Origin of the sequence: Mesorhizobium sp. M7A.F.Ca.US.010.02.1.1 (assembly GCF_004023085.1) — a bacterium.
Classification (GTDB): Bacteria; Pseudomonadota; Alphaproteobacteria; order Rhizobiales; family Rhizobiaceae; genus Mesorhizobium.
The window spans coordinates 152456-174573 of record NZ_RZRV01000004.1; the positions used below are offsets into that span (position 1 = coordinate 152456).

General features: G+C 62.8%; 18 protein-coding genes and 1 pseudogene. 5 read left to right on the forward strand and 14 right to left on the reverse strand.

The window, feature by feature from the left end; genetic code table 11:
- Positions 1-3 precede the first annotated feature (3 nt).
- From betB to betI, 5 genes are read right to left on the reverse strand one after another with little or no spacing between them, the layout of a single operon-like run.
- Complete coding sequence (betB, locus tag EOA19_RS05710; protein WP_128302968.1) at positions 4-1467, reverse strand: betaine-aldehyde dehydrogenase; 1464 nt, start codon at positions 1465-1467, stop codon at positions 4-6.
- Positions 1468-1524: 57 nt separating this feature from the next.
- A complete protein-coding gene (gene betA / locus EOA19_RS05715; RefSeq protein WP_128302969.1) occupies positions 1525-3177 on the reverse strand; it encodes a choline dehydrogenase in 1653 nt (550 codons plus the stop codon).
- Positions 3170-4171, reverse strand: coding sequence for a threonine/serine dehydratase (locus tag EOA19_RS05720; RefSeq protein WP_128302970.1), 1002 nt, complete (start codon positions 4169-4171; stop codon positions 3170-3172). Before EOA19_RS05720 ends, betA begins: the two co-directional genes overlap by 8 nt.
- Positions 4171-5700 carry a choline-sulfatase gene (gene betC / locus EOA19_RS05725; protein WP_164892860.1) on the reverse strand — a complete coding sequence of 510 codons (1530 nt, stop codon included), beginning with the start codon at positions 5698-5700 and terminating at the stop codon, positions 4171-4173. The genes EOA19_RS05720 and betC overlap by 1 nt, the downstream gene beginning before the upstream one ends.
- Complete coding sequence (betI, locus tag EOA19_RS05730) at positions 5697-6287, reverse strand: transcriptional regulator BetI (RefSeq protein WP_128302971.1); 591 nt, start codon at positions 6285-6287, stop codon at positions 5697-5699. The genes betC and betI overlap by 4 nt, the downstream gene beginning before the upstream one ends.
- Positions 6288-6487: 200 nt before the next feature.
- Here betI and EOA19_RS05735 point away from each other — a divergent pair, with 200 nt between their 5' ends.
- Entirely contained in the window at positions 6488-7654 is a 1167-nt protein-coding gene (locus EOA19_RS05735) for an acetyl-CoA acetyltransferase (protein ID WP_128302972.1), read from the forward strand.
- 25 nt (positions 7655-7679) lie between these two features.
- Positions 7680-8684: an asparaginase gene (locus EOA19_RS05740; protein ID WP_128302973.1), complete on the forward strand. Its 1005-nt coding sequence runs from the start codon at positions 7680-7682 to the stop codon at positions 8682-8684.
- Here the strand turns inward: EOA19_RS05740 and EOA19_RS05745 are convergent.
- On the reverse strand, positions 8677-10053 hold the full coding sequence (locus EOA19_RS05745; protein WP_128302974.1) for a TIGR03808 family TAT-translocated repetitive protein: 1377 nt from the start codon (positions 10051-10053) through the stop codon (positions 8677-8679). The genes EOA19_RS05740 and EOA19_RS05745 overlap by 8 nt on opposite strands.
- A 121-nt stretch (positions 10054-10174) precedes the next feature.
- On the opposite strand from EOA19_RS05745, the gene greA reads away from it, so the two are divergent.
- The gene (gene greA, locus EOA19_RS05750) at positions 10175-10648 is read left to right on the forward strand and encodes a transcription elongation factor GreA (RefSeq protein WP_128302975.1); all 474 of its coding nucleotides are present in this window, start codon (positions 10175-10177) and stop codon (positions 10646-10648) included.
- Here the strand turns inward: greA and EOA19_RS05755 are convergent.
- The 4 genes from EOA19_RS05755 to EOA19_RS05770 form a co-directional block, all read right to left on the reverse strand.
- Positions 10645-11031, reverse strand: a complete 387-nt coding sequence (locus tag EOA19_RS05755; RefSeq protein WP_023812771.1) for a type II toxin-antitoxin system death-on-curing family toxin — start codon at positions 11029-11031, stop codon at positions 10645-10647. The genes greA and EOA19_RS05755 overlap by 4 nt on opposite strands.
- On the reverse strand, positions 11028-11258 hold the full coding sequence (locus tag EOA19_RS05760; protein WP_081734931.1) for an AbrB/MazE/SpoVT family DNA-binding domain-containing protein: 231 nt from the start codon (positions 11256-11258) through the stop codon (positions 11028-11030). The genes EOA19_RS05755 and EOA19_RS05760 overlap by 4 nt, the downstream gene beginning before the upstream one ends.
- A gap of 128 nt (positions 11259-11386) precedes the next feature.
- Positions 11387-13504: a methylmalonyl-CoA mutase gene (gene scpA / locus EOA19_RS05765; RefSeq protein WP_128302976.1), complete on the reverse strand. Its 2118-nt coding sequence runs from the start codon at positions 13502-13504 to the stop codon at positions 11387-11389.
- Positions 13501-14943, reverse strand: coding sequence for a methylmalonyl-CoA mutase subunit beta (locus EOA19_RS05770; RefSeq protein WP_128302977.1), 1443 nt, complete (start codon positions 14941-14943; stop codon positions 13501-13503). Before EOA19_RS05770 ends, scpA begins: the two co-directional genes overlap by 4 nt.
- Positions 14944-15291: 348 nt before the next feature.
- Between EOA19_RS05770 and EOA19_RS05775 the strand changes: the two genes are divergently transcribed.
- Positions 15292-16839, forward strand: coding sequence for a helicase HerA-like C-terminal domain-containing protein (locus EOA19_RS05775; RefSeq protein WP_128302978.1), 1548 nt, complete (start codon positions 15292-15294; stop codon positions 16837-16839).
- 142 nt (positions 16840-16981) lie between these two features.
- Here EOA19_RS05775 and EOA19_RS05780 read toward each other — a convergent pair whose 3' ends face one another.
- The 4 genes and pseudogenes from EOA19_RS05780 to EOA19_RS05795 form a co-directional block, all read right to left on the reverse strand.
- Positions 16982-18031: a class I SAM-dependent methyltransferase gene (locus EOA19_RS05780; protein ID WP_023812776.1), complete on the reverse strand. Its 1050-nt coding sequence runs from the start codon at positions 18029-18031 to the stop codon at positions 16982-16984.
- Positions 18032-18189: 158 nt separating this feature from the next.
- Positions 18190-19272, reverse strand: a pseudogene (locus EOA19_RS05785) (alpha/beta fold hydrolase).
- 121 nt (positions 19273-19393) lie between these two features.
- Positions 19394-20218 (reverse strand): L,D-transpeptidase, encoded by an 825-nt coding sequence (locus tag EOA19_RS05790; RefSeq protein ID WP_023812778.1) that lies wholly within the window; start codon positions 20216-20218, stop codon positions 19394-19396.
- Between the two features lie 169 nt (positions 20219-20387).
- Positions 20388-21050 carry a haloacid dehalogenase type II gene (locus EOA19_RS05795; RefSeq protein ID WP_128302979.1) on the reverse strand — a complete coding sequence of 221 codons (663 nt, stop codon included), beginning with the start codon at positions 21048-21050 and terminating at the stop codon, positions 20388-20390.
- A gap of 157 nt (positions 21051-21207) precedes the next feature.
- On the opposite strand from EOA19_RS05795, the gene EOA19_RS05800 reads away from it, so the two are divergent.
- Entirely contained in the window at positions 21208-22086 is an 879-nt protein-coding gene (locus EOA19_RS05800) for a branched-chain amino acid aminotransferase (protein WP_127292503.1), read from the forward strand.
- The last annotated feature ends 32 nt before the right edge of the window (positions 22087-22118 follow it).

Here is a 22118-nt window from a genome sequence, read left to right on the forward strand (position 1 = left end):
CATTCAATACGGGCTCGCCACGTCTCCAGTCTCGACATAGATCGACTTCAGCTGCGAATAGAGAGCCAGCGCTGCCAGCGAATTCTCGCGTCCGATGCCTGACTGCTTGAAGCCGCCGAAGGGGATTTCCACCGGCGTCAGATTGTAGGCGTTGATCCAGCAGGTGCCGGCCTGCAGTTCGGCGATGACGCGGTGGGCGCGTGGCAGGTCGCGGGTGAAGACGCCGGCAGCAAGGCCGAATTCGGTGTCGTTGGCGCGGTCGATCACTTCGTCCTCGCCGTCGAATTTCAGCACGCTCATCACCGGCCCGAAAATTTCCTCACGAGCGACACGCATGCCATCGGTGACGCCGGTGAACACCGTCGGCTCGACGAAGAACCCGCCCTGAAAACCCTGCAGTGAAGGCACGTTGCCGCCGCAGGCGAGAACGGCGCCGTCCAGCTTGCCGATTTCGATATAGCCGACCACCTTGTCGTGCTGCGCCTTGGAGACCAGCGGCCCCATCTGGGTTTCGGGATCGAGCGGATCGCCGATGCGGATTTTTTTGGTTCGCTCGACAAGGCGCTCGACGAAGCGGCCGTGGATGCCGCTCTGCACGAAGACGCGCGTGCCGTTGGAACAGATCTGGCCGGTCGAATAGAAATTGCCGAGCATGGCGCCGCCAATGGCGTTCTCGATGTCGGCATCGTCGAACACGATCAGCGGCGACTTGCCGCCGAGCTCCATCGTCGCGTGCTTCATTTTTGAGCCGGCCAGCGACAGCACCTTGCGGCCGGTCGGCACCGAGCCGGTCACCGAGACCTTGGCGACGACATCGTGGCCGACAAGCCCGGCGCCGACATCGCCATAGCCCTGCACGACATTGAACAGCCCGTCGGGCAGCCCGGCCTCGCTGTATATCTCGGCCAGCGCCAGCGCCGACAGCGGCGTGTTTTCCGACGGCTTGAACACCATGGCATTGCCCATGGCGAGCGCCGGTGCCGATTTCCAGCCGGCGATCTGGATCGGGTAGTTCCAGGCGCCGATGCCGACACAGACGCCGAGCGCTTCGCGCCTTGTGTAGGCGAAGGGTCCGCCGAGATCGACCGACTCGCCATTGTAGGCAGCAACCGCACCGCCGAAATATTCAAGGCAGTCCGCTGCCGAAGGGGCGTCCGCCACCAGCGTTTCCTGGATAGCCTTGCCGGTATCCAATGTCTCGATGCGGGCGAGGTCGGCGTTGCGCGCGCGCAATATGTCGGCTGCGCGGCGCAGGATGCGCCCGCGCTCGACCGGCTTCAGCCGCGCCCAGGCGGGCTGCGCAGCGCGGGCTGCCTCGACGGCGAGCTCCAGCACGTTCGGCGTCGCCGAACGCAGCATGGCGATGATCTCACCGGTTGCCGGATAGATGACCGGCAGCGGGGCGCCACCTTCGTCCTCGATGTAGCGTCCGTTGACATAGTGCGATGCCGTGGGCTGAGCGCGCATGGAAGTCTCCAGATTGTCTTTCGCGGCATGCGGATCGTGCAGTCACACGATCATGCTCTATCTGTCCGACGCCTGCCAGCGCGTATTGATCCATGGTTCCTGGTTGGACGGCGCCAGCGGCGTGCGGCCAAGGATGTGATCGGATGCCTTCTCGCCGGTCATGATCGAGGGCCCATTGAGATTGCCGTTGGTGACGCGCGGGAAGATCGAGGAATCGGCGACCCGCAAGCCGTCGACGCCGATGACCCGGCACTCCGGATCGACGACGCTCATCATGTCGTCGGCGCGGCCCATCTTGCAGGTGCCGCAGGGATGATAGGCGCTCTCTGCGTGATCCCGGATGAAGATGTCGAGATCGTCGTCCGACTGCACGTGGCTGCCCGGCGATATTTCCTTGCCCCGATAGGGGTCGAATGCCGACTGGCCGAAGATCTCGCGCGTCAGCCTTATGCAGTGGCGGAACTCCGCCCAGTCGTCAGGATGCGACATGTAGTTGAAGTGGATCACCGGCTTCGATTTCGGGTCCGGCGAGCGCAGCGTCACCGAGCCGCGCGATTTCGAGCGCATCGGCCCGACATGCGCCTGGAAGCCGTGCGACTTGGCCGCCGCCTTGCCGTCATAACGGACAGCCGCAGGGATGAAATGGTACTGGATATCGGGGTAGTCGACGCCGGCGCGCGAGCGCACGAAGGCCGCCGCTTCGAAATGGTTGGTGGCGCCAAGCCCGGTCTTGAGGAACAGCCACTGCGCGCCGATGAGCGCTTTCGAGAACGGATTCAGCACCGAATTGAGCGTGATCGGCAGCAATGATTCCTGCTGGATGTAGAGCTCCATATGGTCCTGCAGGTTGCGGCCGACGCCGGGTCTGTCGGCCACCACGGCAATGCCGTTTTCGCGCAAATGCTCGGCCGGGCCGATGCCGGACAGCATCAGGATCTTGGGCGAGTTGATCGATGATGCGGCAACGATCACCTCACGTCGCGCCTTAACGACCTGAATCTGTTTGAGAGCTTCGATCTCGACGCCGATGGCGCGTTGATTCTCGATGATCACCCGCCGCGCAAAGCCCTTGACCAGACTCACATTTTTGCGCTTCAGCGCCGGTTTCAGATAGGCCGATGCCGCCGACCAGCGGCGACCGCCACTGATGGTCTGCTCCATCGGCCCAAAACCTTCCTGCTTGGAGCCGTTATAGTCGTCGGTCAGCTCGAACCCGGCCTGGCGGCCAGCCTCGACGAAGGCGCCGTAGAGCGGATTTTTACGCGAGCCGCGCTGCACATGCAGCGGCCCGCCGTGACCGCGCCAGCCATCCTCGCCGCCATCCGAGTCCTCCATGCGCTTGAAATAGGGGAGCACGTCGGCGAAGCTCCAGCCGGCCGCACCCTCTTCGGCCCAATGGTCGAAGTCGCGGGCATGGCCGCGCACATAGACCATGCCGTTGATCGAAGACGAGCCGCCGATGACCTTGCCGCGCGGCGTCGCCAGCACGCGGCCGCCGAGATGCGGCTCCGGCTCGCTGGCAAAGCCCCAGTCGTAGAGGCTCATGTTGAGCGGGATCGACAGTGCCGACGGCATCTGGATCAGCGGCCCGATATCGGTCCCGCCGAATTCGATGACGATGACCGAATGCTTGCCGTCCTCCGACAGCCGATAGGCCATGGCCGAGCCGGACGAGCCGGAGCCGATGATGACGAAATCTGCTTCAAGCATGGTTCGTATGTGCCATAAAGTCGGCGAGCGAGACATTGCCGCCGGTAGCCACAACCAGGACGGTTTTGCCCGCCACATTCACCTTGCCGCCGAGCAGTGCCGCCAGCGACGCTGCGCCCGATGGTTCGAGCACCAGCTTCATGCGCTCGAAGGCGATCCGCATGGCACGCCGCACCGATTGGTCGTCGACGGTGATGCCGCGAACACCTGCCGTCTTCACCGCGGCAAACGGAGCATCGCCCGGCCGTCGCGACATCAAACCGTCGCATATCGATTTCGGCCCGATCGGCATCGTCTCGATGCTGCCATGTGCCAGCGACGAGCCCATGCCATTGAAACCTTCCGGCTCGACGCCGATGATCTCTGTGGCGGGCGACAGATAGTGGAAGGCAAGCGAAACGCCGCCGATCAGTCCGCCGCCGCCGACCGAGCAGAACAAAAGATCAGCGCTGGCACCTTTGGCTTCGAGTTGGTCGAGCGCTTCGAGGCCGGCGCCCGCCTGGCCGGCGACGATCTCCGGATCGTCGAATGGATGCAGCAGCGCCAGCCCCTCGGTCTCGGCGATCTCGCGTGCCTTGGCGGCCGCGACTTCCTCACGTGCGCGCTCGCCGTGGTCGGTCAGCACGACACGAGCGCCATAGCCTGCCGTGGCGTCGCGCTTGGCGGCCGGTGCGTCGATCGGCATGACGATGGTGACCGGAATGGCAAGCGCTTGGCCGGCGGCCGCCAGCCCTTGCGCGAAATTGCCGGAGGAGTAGGCGACGACGCCCTTCTTCGCTTCGTCAGCTGAAAGCTGCTTCAGCCGCCAATAGGCACCGCGCACCTTGAACGAGCCGGCCCATTGCAGCGATTCCGGCTTGATGAAGACGCGGGCCGCACCCGTCTCGCGGGCCAGTGCCGTCGATTCCAGCAGCGGCGTGATCTGCGTCGCCCTGGATGTGACGGCATAGGCCTGCTTGAGATGGTCGAGGGAGGGGACGAGAAGGTCTGACATCATTCGCCTCGCGGATACCTTTTGCTCTCTTCGAGATTGTCTAGGTTCATGTGATTGCGCATGTAACGCTCGGACGCTTTTTGCAGCGGCTGGAAATCCCAGGGGTAATAGGCGCCGTTGCGCAGCGCCGGATAGACGACCCAGCGGCGCGCCTGGCTTTCGCGGACAGCGGCGTCGAAGCCGGCCATGTCCCAGCGCGCCTGGACCTTGTCCATGAATACCGCCACTAGGTCCGCATTGGCCGCGTCGTCGGCCAGATTGTCCCGTTCGAGCGGATCGGCTTCGAGATCGAACAGTTGCGGCGGATCGAGTTCGCAATGGACGAATTTGTATCTGCCGTCGCGGATCGCCACCAAAGGCGCGTTGGACCCTTCGGCGGCATACTCCATCAACACCGGCGCGGTGCGCTCAATGCCCTCGGTGAGCGGCAGCAGCGACTGGCCGTCGGTCCACGGCGCGATCGCGGCGATGTCGATGCCGGCGAGGTCGCAAAGCGTCGGTGCCACGTCGAGATTGGAGACCGGCGTCTCGATCAGCCCGGCGTGAACGCCCTTGCCGGCAATCATCAGCGGCACCCGCGCCGAGCCCTCGAAGAAGCTCATCTTGAACCACAGGCCGCGCTCGCCGAGCATGTCGCCGTGGTCCGAGCAGAACAGGATGATTGTGTCGTCGGCCATGCGGGTGCGCTCGAGAACATCCAGGATCTCGCCGAGCTTGTCGTCGACATAGGAGATGTTGGCGAAATAGCCCTGCCGCGAACGACGCACCTGTTCCGGCGTGATCTCGAAAGAAGGATAGTCGCTGGCGTGGTATAGCCGCCGGGAGTGCGCATCCTGCTCGTCATGCGCGATGAACCCGGTTTCCGGGTCCAGCGCCTGGCAGTGCTTGTAAAGATCCCAATACTGCTTGCGCGCGACATAGGGATCGTGCGGGTGCGACAGCGATACGGTGAGGCACCAGGGCCGATGGTTCGCATCATCCTGTTCGCGCGAAAGCTGATAGAGCTTCTGCGTGGCCAGGAACACGACCTCGTCGTCATACTCCATCTGGTTGGTGATCTCGGCGACGCCTGCGCCGGTCACCGAGCCCAGATTGTGATACCACCAGTCGATACGCTCGCCGGGCTTGCGGTAATCCGGCGTCCAGCCGAAATCGGCAGGATAAATGTCGGTCGTCAGCCGCTCCTCGAAACCGTGCAACTGGTCCGGCCCGACGAAATGCATCTTGCCCGACAGGCAGGTGTAGTAGCCGGCGGCGCGCAAATGATGAGCGAAGGTCGGGATCGATGAGGCGAATTCGGCCGCATTGTCATAGACGCCGGTGCGCGACGGCAATTGCCCGCTCATGAACGAGGCACGGCCCGGCGCACAGAGCGGCGACGCGGTATAGTTGTTGGCAAAGCGCGCCGAACGCGCGGCCAACGCTTTCAGATGCGGTGTGTGCAGAAACTCTGCCGGCCCGTCCGGAAACAGGGTCCCGTTGAGCTGGTCGACCATGACGATCAGAAAATTGGGTCGCTTGATTGTCACTGTTTGCGCCGCCCGCCAAGTTTGGTTTCGAGATAGTCCTCGACCAGCGCGATCGCGGTCGCGGCATCGGGCACGCCGTCCTTCAGCGCCCGCCTGATGTAGAGCCCGTCGATCATTGCCGCTGTCGCTTCGGCGGCGCGGTCGGCTTCGGCTCTGGGCAAGATGCCGACAAGCCCGCTCATCAGGTTCGAATGCAGTCGCCGCGCATAGACCCTGAGCAGTCGGCGCAACGCCGATGATTTCTGCGCCTCGACATAGAAGGCGAGCCAGGCGGCGATGGTTTCCGGCTGGAACTGGATGTCGGAGAAGTTGACGGCGACCACCGCCGAGACGCGCTCGCGCGCGGTGTTGGCCGAACCAAGGGCGCGCAACGTGTCGGCGGTCAGTTCGGCCAGGATGTGGCGCATCGTTGCCAGCAGCAGCTCGTCCTTGGCGCCGAAATAGTGATGGGCAAGGGCCGACGAAACCCCTGCGCGCCCGGCGATTTCGGACATGGTCACGTCGAGCGAGCCGCGCTCGCCGATCGCCGAGATCGTCGCGTCGATAAGCGCCTTGCGGCGCAGCGGTTCCATTCCGATTTTCGGCATCTTGCAATGATCCCTTTCGAGTAGGATTATTTTTTATTGACGGGTCAATCAACAAAAAAATCAGCACTGGCGTCGCCTGTACCAAGCGATTGTCTGCTCCCAGCCCTTCACGAGGCGAGCAGGATTGTTTATATTTGAACAATAGAGGCGAAATGCGCCGTGGCCCACATGCTAGGCTGGCGCCAAGGATGGAGACCGCCATGACCGCATGCATCGTTGGCTGGGCGCATTCGCGCTTCGGCAAGCTCGAGGGCGAAACGCTCGAGAACCTCATCGTCAAGGTCGCTACGGACGCGCTCGACCATGCCGGCATCGGTCCCGACGAGGTCGACGAGATCGTGCTCGGCCACTTCAATGCCGGCTTTTCGGCACAGGATTTTACCGCCAGCCTGGTGCTGCAGGCCGACGACCGGCTGCGCTTCAAGCCGGCGACGCGCGTCGAGAACGCTTGCGCCACCGGATCGGCGGCGGTCCGCCAGGGCATCCGTGCCATCGACGCGAATGCCGCTCGCATCGTGCTGGTGGTCGGCGCGGAGCAGATGACGACAACGCCGGGGCCGGAGATCGGCAAAAACCTGCTCAAGGCGTCCTATCTGCCCGAGGACGGCGAGACACCGGCGGGTTTCGCTGGCGTCTTCGGCAAGATCGCGCAGGCCTATTTTCAGCGCTACGGCGACCAGTCGGATGCGCTGGCCATGATTGCCGCCAAGAACCACAAGAACGGCGTCGATAATCCCTATGCGCAGATGCGCAAGGATTTCGGCTATGAGTTCTGCCGCCAGGAGAGCGAGAAGAACCCCTTCGTTGCCGGTCCTCTGAAGCGCACCGACTGCTCGCTGGTCTCCGACGGCGCCGCCGCCCTTATCCTTGCCGACACCGCCACGGCGCTGAAGATGCGCCGTGCCGTTGCCTTCCGCGCCAACGAGCATGTGCAGGATTTCCTACCGATGTCGAAGCGCGACATCCTGACCTTCGAAGGCTGCGAGCAGGCCTGGACCCGGGCGTTGAAATCGGCCGGCGTGACGCTCGACGATCTGTCCTTCGTCGAAACGCATGACTGCTTCACCATTGCCGAATTGATCGAATATGAGGCGATGGGCCTGGCCAAGCCGGGAGAGGGGGCAAAGCTGGCGTTGGACGGCACAACGGCCAGGGATGGTCGCCTGCCGGTCAATCCCTCCGGCGGGTTGAAGGCCAAGGGCCATCCGATTGGCGCCACGGGCGTGTCGATGCATGTCTTGTCCGCCATGCAGCTTGTCGGCGAGGCCGGCGGCATCCAGGTGCCGGGCGCAAAACTTGGCGGCATCTTCAACATGGGCGGTGCGGCGGTGGCCAACTACGTTTCCATTCTCGACCGGATCAGATAAACCGCCCGCATTTACGGGAGGGTTCATGACAAATCCGGTTCTGATCGAAGTCTTGCGCGGCGCGATCGTCGAGAGCGCGCATCGCGGCTCGGTCGCGGTCTTCGATGGCGACGGCAAGCCCGTCTGGGAGATCGGCGACACGGCCAAGCCGGTGTTTCCGCGCTCCGCCGTCAAGGCGATCCAGGCACTGCCATTGGTCGAAAGCGGGGCGGCGGATGCCTATGGCTTCGGCAACCGCGAACTGGCGCTCGCCTGCGCGTCCCACTCGGGCGAGCCGGCCCATGTCGACCTTGCGCGCTCCATGCTGGCCAAGGCCGGGCTGGACGGATCGGCGCTCGAATGCGGCACGCATTGGCCGTCCAATCATGACGCCGAGATTGCGCTCGCCCGCGCCGGCGGTTCGCCGAACGCATTGCACAACAATTGTTCCGGCAAGCATTCCGGCTTCCTCTGCACATGCGTCCACGCCGGCATTGCGCATCGCGGCTATGTCAAGCCGGGGCACGGCTTGCAGGTAATGGTGCGCGACGCCATGCAGTCGGTGACGGGTGCTGTCCACGGCGTTGATGAGCGAGCCACCGATGGCTGCTCAATCCCGACCTATGCGGTGCCGCTCAGGAGCTTCGCGCTCGGCTTTGCCCGCATGGCCACGACCAATGGTTTTGGTCCCGAGCGAGCCAAGGCCGCGAGGCGGCTGCTGGCCGCCTGCATGGCCGAGCCTTTCTTCGTTGCCGGCACCGGCCGCGAAGATGTCGCGCTGATGCAGGCCGCGCCAGGGCGGATTTTCACGAAAGGCGGCGCCGAAGGCGTCCACTGTGCCGCAATTCCGGAACTTGGCCTCGGCATCGCGCTCAAATGCGACGATGGCGCCGGCCGCGCCGGCGAAGCCATGGTTGCCGCCGTCCTTGCCAAACTGTTGCGCGCCGACGAGGCCTTGGCGTTCAAGCTGAGCGAATTGGCAAACACGCCCATCGAAAACCGCAACGGTGCCAAGGTCGGGGCGCTGAGGCCGACAGCAGCCCTCAACTGACGTGATTGCGCTCGACGGTCAGATGCGCATAGCCGCTATCGTTTGACGAGGCGAGATCGCCTGTCGCCGGGTCGGCCCAGCGCTGCCCGACAACCGCTCCGTTCAGCGCGCCGTCGATGACATTGTCTGAAATGACGGCCGTACCGGCGCCCTCGACCACGGATACGACGATGCCGGTTCCGGCCTTGCGGATGATGTTGCCGGTGGCGACGACATTGCGCAGGTACGGGCCCCAGCCGATCTGCATGCCATAGAGCGGCGTGTTCTCGATGACGTTGTTGGAAACGGTTGTGTCGGCTTCGACGCCGATGCCAACGCCAAACCCTGGCGAGTCGGCGGGGTAGGGGCCGCTGGTCGACAGATTGCGCACAATGTTGCCCGAGCAGACGCCCATGCGGCCGCCTTCGTTGAAATTGACGATCGAGATGCCGTTGGCGGCACCGTCGACGATGTTGTTGCTGATGATGGCGCCTTCGAACGAGAATTCGGAATAGACCGCCGTTTCGCCCGAGCGCGAGCAGGTGTTGCCCGATATCTGCAGGTTGCTGGCGCTGTTGGCCCGGATCGCCGAGAAGGCGCAGTCCGAGACGATGTTGCCCGAGATGACGACATTGCCGGCGCGAAAGGCATTGATGCCGTTGCCGTTCTGCCCGGTTCCGCCGCCGCGTGCCTGGATCCGTTGGACGCGGTTGCCGGTGACCATGGTGCCGTCTTCCGCCGCCTGCCAGCGGTGCACGAGGATGCCGCCATTGGCGCAATCGGAGACGGTGTTGCCCGTGATAGACAGCCCGCCAGCCTCGACCGAGTAAATGCCGGCATCGGCGGCACCCGATATCTCGCTGCGCTCGACCCCGCCCGCCGCATGTTCCAGCGCCAGTCCGTTCTTGCCGCTGCCGGTGATCTGGCAATTGTCGATGGCGAGGTGCGCGATACGGCGCAGATCGAGCAGCCCTTGCGTGTAATCGCCCATCGTGCGGTTCGAACCATCGAAGACCAGACCGCTGAGTTCGATATGGTCGGCCTGTTCGGCCATGAACAGGTGGCCGTCACCGCCGTAAACGATGCGCGTCGCGCCCGGCACGCCGGAAAGACGCACGCGGCCGGGCAGCGAAAGATTGGAGACGACATAGGTGCCGGGCGGCAGGAATATCGGCATGTCGCGGCTGTTTGCGTCACGCAGGAGTTTGGCGAAGGCCTTGCTCTGATCGTCTGATGTGCCGGGCTGCACGCCGAGGTCGGTGGCATTGATCGAGCCGCGGATCGAGGCTTTCTCGATGCCAGTCAGGTTTGCGGCCACCGCCTTGCCAAGCGCAAGCCCCATGACGGCAAAGCCGGCGGTCCCGGTCAGCAGCGTTCGTCTGTTCAACATCGGCACAGAATCCCAGCGTTCAAGCCTGCTTATCGCAGGAATCGTGCCAGCCGTTCTGTCTCTCCTGCCGAGCGCGCGACAATGGCTTGTCGAGCAGCTTCTGCGGGCCTAAGTTCAGGAAATGAGCAGAGCTTTCACGCGCGAGGAAGACAGCGAAAATGCCATCCCCGGCGTCGGTGAACGGCCAGTCAGCCACCATCGCAATCTGGTGACAGAACGCGGCCTGACGCAGATTGAGGACAATCTCGCCGATCTGCGCGATATCTTGGCGAAGGCCGAACGCAAAGCCGACCGCGAGCGCATCGCGGTCGTGTCGCGCGACCTGCGCTATTGGACCGCCCGGCGTGAAAGCGCCGAACTCTCCGTACCGGAGCCGGGCAGTAACCTTGTGCGCTTCGGCATGGGCGTCACGATCGAGAGCAATGACGGCAGGAAGGTGCACTGGAAGATCGTCGGCGAGGACGAGGCCGATCCGGCCAAGGGCACGATTTCCCATGTGTCACCGATGGCTGTCGCCCTGTTCGGCAAGAAGGTCGGCGACTTGGCCAGCGTCAACGGCAAGGAATGGGAAATCGTCAAGCTTTCCGATGGCTAGTCTTCAAGCTTGACGACATGGTCGCGGAAGAAAGCGGCTGCACCGGCTTCATCGATCTCGCTGGCGGCAACCATCATAACCAACTGGATGATATCCGCAGGATCGGCTTCAATGCTCAACCCGTTGAAGTAGAGAAACAAGTCTGCTGCGGCAAAAGCAGTGCGTTTGTTGCCGTCAACGAAGGGATGGTTCTTGGCGATACCGAAGAGATACGCCGATGCTAATTCGCAGAGATCGGGCTCTCCATAGCTCTCTCTCTGTTGCGGCCGGTGGAGCGCCGATTCCAGCATACCCTCATCGCGGATGCCCGGCGCGCCACCGTGAAGGCGCAATTGCTCAGTGTGAAGCGCCTCGACAAATTCTCGCGAATGATGCTGACTCACTTCGCTAGTGCGCGATAAGCAACTTCATATTTTTTCATCCGTTCGCGAGCTACCTTCATTTTGTTCTCAAATTCTTCAGGATCGCTCGCAAGCCGACGAAGCCGAAGCTCGCCTGCGTTCTCGGCGGCAACAAGCGTATCCCCTGCTCGAACATTTAGCCGGTCAAGCATTTCCCGGGGCAAAATCACGCCTTCGGAATTGCCGATTTTGCGTACGGTAATGTTCATTTGTGACCTCCTTCAGTCTCCTCCTGCACGGCTAGTGGACTTGAGTTAACGCTCAAGTCCACTAGCCGTGCAGGAGGAGACACTCTATATGCTGTTGCAACAGTGATTATAACGACAAGCGTTGAATGTCAAGCCAGCAGCCGGTCCAACAAACGATCCGCTGCTTCCGGTATGACCGTGCCCGGCGGGAAGATCTCGGCAGCTCCCGCCTGCCGCACCGCGTCATAGTCTTGCGGCGGGATGACGCCGCCGGCGACGATCAGCATGTCGCCGCGGCCGAGCTTTTTCAGCGCGTCACGTAGTTCGGGGATCAGCGTCAGATGTCCCGCCGCCAGCGACGAGGCGCCGACGATGTGGACGTCCTGTGCGACCGCCAGCCTGGCGATCTCATCCGGTGTCTGGAACATCGCGCCGACGGTGACGTCGAAGCCGAGATCGGCGAAGGCCGTGGCGATGACCTTCTGGCCACGGTCGTGGCCGTCCTGACCCATCTTGGCGACCAGGATGCGCGGCTTGCCGCCGGTCTTCTTCTCGAAGGCGTCAAGCTTGTCCTGCAGACCCTCGACCACGGGATGATCGCCAAGCGCCTTGCGATAGACCCCGGAAATGGTCTGCACCGTGGCGACGTGGCGCCCAAACGCCCTTTCCAACGCGAATGAAATCTCGCCGACCGTGGCATTGGCGCGCGCGGCTCGGATGGCGAATTCCAGCAGGTTTTCATTGCCTTGCGCGGCACGGGTCAGCGCATCGAGCGCGCTTTCGACGGCGGCGACGTCGCGCGTGCCCTTCAGCCGTTGCAGCTTCGACAATTGCCGCGCCCTGACTTCGGCATTGTCGATCTTCAGCACGTCGACCTCGATGTCGGACTCGGGCCGATGGGCATTGACGCCGACCAGCATCTGCTCACCGGAATCGATGCGCGCCTGCGTGCGTGCGGCGGCTTCCTCGATGCGCAGCTTGGGTATGCCCTGTTCGGTCGCAGCGGCCATGCCGCCGAGCGCCTCGACCTCCTCGATATGGGCAAGGGCGCGCGCCGCCAGATCATGCGTCAGCCGTTCGAGATAGGCCGAACCGCCCCACGGGTCGATGATGCGCGTGGTGCCGGATTCCTTTTGCAGGATGAGCTGCGTGTTGCGGGCGATCCGCGCCGAATGGTCGGTCGGCAGCGCCATCGCCTCGTCGAAGGAATTGGTGTGCAGCGACTGGGTATGGCCCTGCGTTGCAGCCATCGCCTCGATCATGGTGCGGATGATGTTGTTGTAGGGATCCTGCGCCGTCAGCGACCAGCCAGAAGTCTGGCAATGGGTGCGCAGCGACAGCGAGCGCTCGTCCTTGGGCGAAAAATTCTTCTGCATCAGGGTCGCCCACAACAGGCGCGCAGCCCGCAGCTTGGCGACTTCCATGAAGAAATTCATGCCGATGGCCCAGAAGAAGGACAGGCGAGGCGCAAAGCGGTCGATGTCGAGGCCCGCCGCGACGCCGGCGCGGGCATACTCGATGCCATCGGCGATCGTGTAGGCGAGCTCAAGGTCGGCCGTCGCGCCGGCCTCCTGCATGTGATAGCCGGAGATCGATATCGAATTGAACTTCGGCATGTTCTTCGATGTGTATGAGAAGATGTCCGACACGATCCGCATCGAAGGTTTCGGCGGATAGATGTAGGTGTTGCGGACCATGAATTCCTTCAAAATGTCGTTCTGAATGGTCCCGGCGAGATACTTCTGCGCAACGCCTTGTTCTTCCGCAGCGACGATGTAAAGCGCCATGATCGGCAGCACCGCGCCGTTCATCGTCATCGATACCGTCATCTCGTCGAGCGGAATGCCGTCGAAGAGCTGCCGCATGTCGAGGATGGAATCGATGGCGACGCCCGCCATGCCGACATCGCCGGCAACGCGCGGATGATCGCTGTCATAGCCGCGATGCGTGGCGAGATCGAAGGCGACCGACAGCCCTTTCTGGCCGGCGGCAAGGTTGCGTCGGTAAAAAGCGTTGGAATCTTCGGCCGTCGAGAAACCGGCATATTGCCGGATCGTCCAGGGCTGCTGGACATACATGGTCGGGTAGGGGCCGCGCACGAAGGGCGGCAGGCCGGGATAGGTGTCGAGATGCGGCAGCCCCTTGAGATCGCTTTGATTGTACAGATGCTTGGCAATGAGCCCTTCCGGCGTGGTCCGCTGGCCTTTGACCTCGACAGGCGTGCGGCGTGGCGGGATCCAGCCGATCTGGCCGAAGTCCGGGATCAAGAGCCGGCTCCGATCGATTGGTCGATGCGGACTGGAAACAGCGGCTCGCAGACGGCAACGCCTTCGGTGAAGGCCGGTCGCCGTTCCGCCGCCAGCGTCTCGACCGGGCGTTCGTCTTTTGATGGATAGAGCGTGGTGCCGATGATGGCCCGTTCACCTGTGCGGTAGGCTGCATTGCGCTGCTCCGCCGCTGCGTGGACGCGCTTCTGGATGTGTCCGTCCTGAAGGCTGGACAGGACACCGCCCTCGGCTTCGATCGTCTGCAATTCCGCCCAGGCCAGCTCGCACAATTCCATGGTCAGCGCCTCGACAGCGCCGGAACCATAGGCGGGATCGGCGACATGATCGATATGGCTTTCATTGGCCATGATCAGCTGCGTGTTGCGGGCAACACGACGTGCAAAACCCGCCGGCAGACCATGCGCGATCGTGTGCGGCAGGATGGAGATCGAATCGGCGCCGCCGCACGCCGCAGCAAAGCATGCAATGGTGGTGCGCAGGATGTTGGTCTCCGGGTCCATCGCCGTCATCATGCGAAACGAGGTCTCGGCATGGATACTGGCCGTGGATGTCGGGATCGAACAAGCCTCCTGCACCCGCGCCCAGAGCCTGCGCAGCGCCCGCATCTTGGCTATCGACAGCAACTGGTCCTGGTCGACGCTGAGTGCAAAACCGATATGAGGTGCGGCATAGACAAGCGGCTGCCGCGCCGTCTCGAACATTCTGAGGTAGGAGACAGCCGAAGCCAGCATGATGCCAAGCTCCTGCGCTTCCGTGGCGCCGGCATTGTGGAACACGCGCCCGTCAGCTTCCAGCAGCACGCCCGGAACGCCCATCGCGAAGAAATGCGCCAGCGACTGCGGCATGGAGGCCTGCAGCGCCTCGATCGACATGCGCAGCCGACCGGTTCCCGCGAAGATCGCCGCTGGATCGATGCCGAAGGAGAGGTTGAGTTTTGCCGGGTCCGACCGCCGCTTGCTCAGGAAAGCGACCAGCCAGTCGGCCACGGCGCGGCTCCAGGGATGGGCGTCGATGCGAACCTGGATGCGGTTGAGCGGTATGCCGTCCAGCACCGCCTCCAACGCCTCCGCCGTTCTCGGCAAGCCGTATCCGAACGCGTTCGGCGCCCCCTCGAAGACCAGCGACAATCCCGTGGCACCCTGTGCCACATCCTCCAGCGCTTGGCTTCTGGCGCGGTTGGTGTCGGGATCGTCGACTCGCTGGCTGACGATCCATGGCGATTTCGGGTTTGCGCGCACGGTCGGTTCCGCCGCGGTGCTGCGATCGTAGAGCGGTTCGATACGGATGTTGTCGTCGCTGTGCGAGACCAGCCTTTCCTCGAAAGAAGCGCCTGCCAAAGCCTTTTCCGCCAAGGCGAGCCATCGCTGGCGCTCGATGTTTTCGGGTTCCACGTCCTGGATCAAGGCTCCGGCGCCCATCCGTCCTCCTCGTTTCATGCGGCCGCACCGGCCGGGAGCGGTCCAGTCTACGGTCCCCGGTCCGATATCGCAATGCAATGCGCTTCCAGAGACCGGATTCGATCCATCAGATATAGGTCAGTCCGCGAGGACGACGATTGCCAAACAGCGGCAAAATCCGCAAGCTCCAAAAACCCGATTTGAACGAATGGGGCCGATTTGGACGAATGGCCCGGATTTGGACGAATGGCCCCGATTTGGACGAATGGCCCCGATTTGGACGAATGGCATTGTCGCTGTGCAATGGCCTCACTATACCTGCGGCAAGGCCACTGGCTTTAGACACATCAGTTTGCGGAGACCGTGCATATGGCTGACGACAGCAGTATTTTCATCGGCGCCAGCCGCAAGCCCGACGACAGCTATCAGCGTGCCGAGCAGCTGTTGCTGCAATATGGGAATCGTCATGGCCTGGTGACGGGCGCCACCGGTACCGGCAAGACAGTCACCTTGCAGATCCTGGCCGAAGGATTTTCCAACGCCGGCGTGCCGGTGTTCTGCGCTGACATCAAGGGGGATCTGTCGGGCATCGCGATGATGGGCACGGCACAGGATTTCCTCGTCAAGCGGGCCGAACAGGTCAAGCTCGATCCTTATGACTTCCAGGAATTCCCCGTTATCTTCTGGGACTTGTTCGGCGAGCAGGGTCATCCGATCCGCGCCACGGTCTCGGAAATGGGGCCGTTGTTGCTATCGCGCCTGATGAACCTGACCGAGGCGCAGGAAGGCATCATGAACATCGCCTTCCGCCTGGCTGACGAGGAAGGCCTGCTGCTGCTCGACATGAAGGACCTGCAGGCGCTCTTGGCCAACATCGCCGAGCGTGCCGACGAGATCGGCTCACGCTACGGCAATGTGACGAAGCCATCGGTCGGGGCGATCCAGCGCACGCTGCTCGTCCTGGAGCAGCAGGGCGCGGCGAACTTCTTCGGCGAACCGGCACTGCGTATCGCCGATATCATGCGCACCACCCGCGACGGACGCGGGGCCATCAGCGTGCTTGCCGCCGACAAGCTGATGATGAATCCGCGGCTCTACGCGACCTTCCTGCTATGGCTGATGTCGGAACTGTTCGAGGTGCTGCCGGAAGTCGGCGACCCCGACAAGCCGAAGCTGGTGTTCTTTTTCGACGAGGCGCATCTTCTGTTCGACGAAGCACCCAAGGTGCTGATCGATCGCGTCGAACAAGTGGTCCGACTGATCCGCTCGAAAGGCGTCGGCGTCTATTTCGTCACGCAGAACCCTTTGGATATCCCTGAAAAAGTCCTGGCCCAGCTCGGCAATCGCGTCCAGCACGCGCTGCGCGCCTATACGCCGCGTGAGCAGCAGGCAGTCCGGACGGCAGCCGAGACGTTCCGGCCAAATCCCGATTTTGACTGCTTGACCGCCATTACCCAGCTTGCCACAGGCGAAGCGCTGGTCTCGACGCTGGAGGCCAAGGGTGTTCCGTCCATGGTGCAGCGGACGCTTATCCGCCCGCCATCCTCGCGGCTTGGACCCATAACTGCCGCTGAGCGGCAAAAGCTGATCCAGGAAAGCCCGGTCGCCGGCCAGTACGATCAGGCCGTCGACCGCGAATCGGCTTTCGAAATGCTGCAAAAAAAGGCCAAGGACGCGCAGGATGCCGAAGAGCAGGCCCAGCAGGCCGGCAGCGGCGGCTCGCGCTGGACCATTCCGGGCTTCGGCAATGACGATCCCGCGCCGCAATCGGGTGGCAGGCGCACATCTGCACCGCGCCCGTCCAACCGCCAGACGGTGGCCGAGGCGGCGATCAAGTCGGTGGTGCGCTCGGTCGGCTCGTCGGTCGGAAGGGCAATCGTGCGCGGGATATTGGGCAGTCTTTCCAGGGGGCGGTGAGCTTCGGATCTGAGGCAGAGGCATCCGCTTTGGCGAAATGCCCGTGGCTTGAAGCCGCATCGGATAGGCGGCATTGAGCCGGTTTTGGCGGACAGACGTTGGTTGGCCGGTTCGAGGAGGGCCCGAACCGACCTTTTCTGCGTCAGGTCGCTTCGAGCACCATGTTGAGTGGGGTCTGGGCAGCCCGCCGGACACGAGAGAACCCACCCGACCGGATCACTTCCGTCAGCCGGTTCTCTCCTGCTTGAGCTCCGAGCGCGAGGCCCGTCTCCTGTGCCAGTGATGTGGGAACGCAGATCATCGTCGAGGCCGAGTAGTACAGCCGTCCGACCGGATTGATATTTTCCTCCAGAGTATCTCCCGCCATGGGTTCGACGATCATCCAGGTGCCGCCCTCTTTTAGCGATTTGCGAATATGCACCGCCGCGGCCTTTGGGTCGCCCATATCGTGCAGGCAGTCGAAGCAGGTGATCAGATCGAAGCCACGCCCGCCAAAATCTTGCGCCCGGCCGACCTCGAAATTCAGGTTCGTCAGTCCGTACGACCGGGCATGCGCGGTCGCGGCGGCAATCGAGGCCGGATGGAAGTCGTAACCTATGAAGCGGGAGGCGGGGAAGGCCTGCGCCATCAGGATCGTCGACAGACCGTGCCCACACCCAACGTCGGCCACCGATGCCCCTGCCTTCAACGTGGCGACGACACCGTCAAGCGCCGGCAGCCAGTCCTTCACCAGGGCATTGACATAACCCGGCCGAAACAGACGTGACACGGCGCAAAACAGACACCCTGCCTGATCGCCCCAGGCAACGCCTCGCCCGGTCCTGAAAGCCGATTCCACTTTTGGCTGGTTCTCGACCATAGCAGCCGCGGTGTCGAAACCGCCAATCAGATGGACCGGGCTGTCGGGTTCGGCAAATACGAATGACTGCTCGGGCGTCAGCGAAAACCGTCCATGTTCATAGTGCACGTAGCCGGACGCCGCCTGCGCCGACAGCCATTCGCGAACGTAGCGACGCGCGCATCCTGCAGCATCGGCAAGTTCGTTGGCCTTCGCAGGGCCGATTTCCTTGAGCGTTTTGTAGAGACCCAGCGCATCTCCGATCCGAACCAACGGCACGCTGACCGCGCCACCAAGGTCGCCCAGAACGCGGCCTACCAATTCATTGAGCCTGGTTTCATTGAGTTGCGTCATGTCGGGTTCCTCCTGATCTTCGGACGACGGCTTGTCGCTCCGCCGATTCCGAGGATGAGACCCCCTCTGATGATGGGCATGATGCAGCAGTCCCGTGGGGGAAGTGAAAGCGAATGCAAATAGGGACAGAAGTCCCTTATTTGTGGTCTGCGAGGAACTCAATCGGGCTGGGGCGCTCGCTCTCTGTCGGACAGCGTCATCACGATTGCCTGCGATCGGCTGTGGACGCCGAGCTTGCTGAAAATCATCGACAGTTGATTGCGCACGGTCTTCACGCTCTTGCTCAAGCGCTGCGCGATCGCGCGGTTGTCCAGCCCCTGTTTGACCAGATCCAGAAGCGCCGCCTCGGCAGGTGTCAGGCCGGCCTCTCGGATTGCGCGCGGCTGCCTGGGCCGCTCATGTCCGAGGAAGGCATCGAGTTCATCCTGGAACACCTTCTAGGCTGGCTCGGTCGGCAGGAGAACATGATTCTTGCTTTCAAGCGGCAGGAAGCGCGCTCCAGGGATCGCTGCGGCAAGCTTGCAGCCTTCATCGAACGGCACGCGCATGTCCCCGCGGCTGTGCGCGATCAACGTCGGGACGCGGAGTTTCACCGCGAGGTCGAGGACGTCGATCCCCTGCATCTGCCAGAGCAGGCGGGCGGCTACGTCGGCGCTTGCCGTCACGCGCTCAAGATCGCCCCACCAGCGGTGCTGTTCTTGTGTCCCGTTGGGAATGAAAAGGTTGGTGAAGAACTGGCAGAACGCAGGATTTTCGCGTCCCCAGCCAATGCGCACGAAATTGACGAGTGTTTCGGCTTCCAACCGCTCGGCCTCGGTCTGCGCTCGAACTCTCGCACCCTGGCCGTAGGCATTCAGCAGCACCAGATGCGACACCCGCTCAGGATGCCGCAGCGCATAGGCGATGCTGAGAGCGCCGCCTTGCGAAAGACCGAGCAGAACGAAACTTGGCTGCTCGATGGTCGCCGTCACGGCGTCCAGGTCTGCGTGCCACGCTTCGATCGAGAGGTCGGCGACATGGCGATCCGACAGACCGCAACCGCGTGGATCGTAGCGCACAAACTGGTTGTGGGCCGAAAGGGCCTGGAGCCATGGCCGCCAAACCGGGCTTTCGAGATCATAATCGACATGGCTCAGCCAGTGCGCCGCCCGAACGATCACCTTGCCTTCCCCGCATGATGCGACAGCGATGCGGGTACCGTCCTCGGACGTGCAGAACCGTATGCTCTGGCTGAGTTTCATCACCACAGAATATCGCAGTGGGCCGCCACGCGACAGACCGGTCTCCGCCGATGCAGAATCGGTTCCGTTTCAGAGAGACAATCCGGTGAAGGAGCGTCGTAACCGCCGCCCCTTCGCCTGCTCAGAAGATCGAATTGGTAATCGCCTTGACCGGTCCAAGTAGCACCGAACCGTCCGGCACGCCGGCGTCGATCGGGATCGCCTGTCGGTTGGCCGTCGCCACCATGGGTTGGCTGGCGTCGCTGGTCACGACGACCGGCGTCTTCGAGGGCACGCGATCATAGAGGTCGATAATGTCCTGGTTCATCAGACGCACGCAGCCTGACGATACCGACTTGCCGATCGACCGCCATTCAGGCGAGCCGTGCAGACGATAGAGCGTGTCGACATTGCCCTGGAACAGATAGAGCGCGCGTGCGCCGAGCGGGTTCTTCAGGCCGCCGGGCATGCCGCCATTGTCGGCGCTGTAGGGCTTCAATTCCGGCTGGCGGGCTATCATTTCGTCCGGCGGCGTCCACTTTGGCCATTTCTGCTTCCACTGAACGACGGCGTCGCCGGACCACTCGAAACCGGCGCGGCCAAGGCCGACGCCGTAGCGTATCGCCTGACCGCCTGGACGAACCAGATAAAGGAAGTGGCCGGTGGTATCGACGACTATGGTTCCCGGCTTCTGTCCCGTCGGGTCGGGAACGATCTGACGCAGGAACTGCGGATCGATCTTGTCGACGGGGATGGCCGGCAAATCGAAGCCGCCGTCGCTGACTGCCGCGTACATCGTCACATAATCGGTCAGGGGCGGTTCGACATAGGCTGGCGGCGGCGGCTCGACCGGGCCCGGCCCGGTAGTGGCGCATGCGGAAACCGCGATCGAAGCGGCGCCCAGGGCTGCGGCGTTGAGAAAGCCGCGACGGCTCAGGCGAAAAGATTCGATTTCGGTTATGGACATGGTTGCCTTCTTTAAGTCTCAAATCGCAACAAAGCGTGAATTCGCACAGTTCCGCGGGGTGCCTGACAACACCTGGGGCGATAGGCGGTTCCGATTCTGGCCCGAACGTGGGCAAACAAAGGCGAAGCTGTGACCGAGCCGCTACTGTGGCGCCAGAGACACAGGTCTCCTAGCTGCCGGGCACAAGGGCTTCGAGCGACGGCAGGATAAGGGCCGGTGGGAAGTCCGGATATTCTTCGGGCTGGTTGGAGCGGTTGATCCACACCGTGCGAAAACCGAATTTGGTGGCGCCTGCAATGTCCCAGCGGTTGGAGGACTGGAAGGAAACCGCGCCGGGGTAGAGGCGCCAGCCGGTGGCGACCATATCGTAGACAGCCGGATCGGTCTTGAAGCGCCGCACCCTGTCGACGGAATAGATGTCATCCAGAACCTGGTCGAGCGCGGCGGATTTGACCGCTGCCTGCAGCATTTCGGGCGAACCGTTTGACAGAATCGCCAGCCTCGCTCCCGAAGCCTTGAGCGCCTTGAGCACGGCCGGCACTTCCGGATAGCAATCCAGTCGCCAGTAGGCATCCAGCAATATCGCCTTGAGGCCGGGGTCGGCCGAGGGAACCTTGCGCAAAGCGAAATCGAGCGCCTGTTCGGTCAGTTGCCAGAAATCGGCATAGGCGCCCATCAGCGTGCGCACCCAGGAATATTCGAGCTGCTTGGCGCGCCAGATCTCCGACAACAATTGGCCGTCCGGCCCGATCCGGTCTGCATGACGGCGCACGGCGGCATGCACGTCAAACAGCGTGCCATAGGCGTCGAAGACATAGGCGGCGTATTGCATGACAACAGTTTTGAGGGCAGGTGCGACAAGGTGCAAGCGTTGATTGCATTGCGCCCCGGCACTGGCCTCAACAAAACTCCATGATGCCGGTTGACGGCGCCCGCCAAAGCATCTTCCAATGGCCGTCACACGAGACCGATTGAGGCGGGACGACACGATGACACTGGCGGCTGCGGCGCAATCCGCGACATGGACTTTCGTCGATGGTGATTGGCACGAGGGCAACGTCGCCATTCTGGGGCCGCGCAGCCACGCCATGTGGCTCGGCACCAGCGTGTTCGACGGTGGCCGCTGGTTCGAAGGCGTGGCGCCGGATCTCGACCTCCATGCCGCCAGGGTGAATTCCTCGGCGATCGCGCTCGGCCTGAAGCCGAACATGAGCGCCGACAAGATCGTCGGGCTGACATGGGATGGGTTGAAGAAGTTCGACGGCAAGACGGCGGTCTATATCAGGCCGATGTACTGGGCCGAGCATGGCGGCTATATGGGCGTGCCGGCCGATCCCGCCTCGACCCGCTTCTGCCTTTGCCTCTATGAATCACCGATGATTCCGGCGACTGGCTTTTCGGTGACCGTGTCGCCGTTCCGGCGTCCGACCATCGAAACCATGCCGACCAACGCCAAGGCCGGCTGCCTTTACCCCAACAACGGTCGGGCCATTCTCGAAGCCAAGATGCGCGGCTTCGACAACGCAATGGTGCTCGACATGCTGGGTAACGTCGCCGAGACCGGAACCTCGAACATCTTCCTGGTCAAGGACGGTCACGTCTTTACGCCTGCGCCGAACGGCACCTTCCTGTCCGGCATCACCCGCTCGCGCACGATAACGCTGCTCGGCGAATATGGCTTCAGGACCACGGAAAAGACGCTGTCGGTGCGAGATTTCCTCGAAGCGGACGAAATTTTTTCGACCGGGAACCATTCCAAGGTGGTGCCGGTCACGCGTATCGAGGATCGCAATCTGCAACCCGGGCCGGTGGCCAAAAAGGCGCGCGAACTCTATTGGGCTTGGGCGCATTCGACTTCCGCTGCTTGAGCGGATAAAAAGGCGACCGACGCTTCATCCGG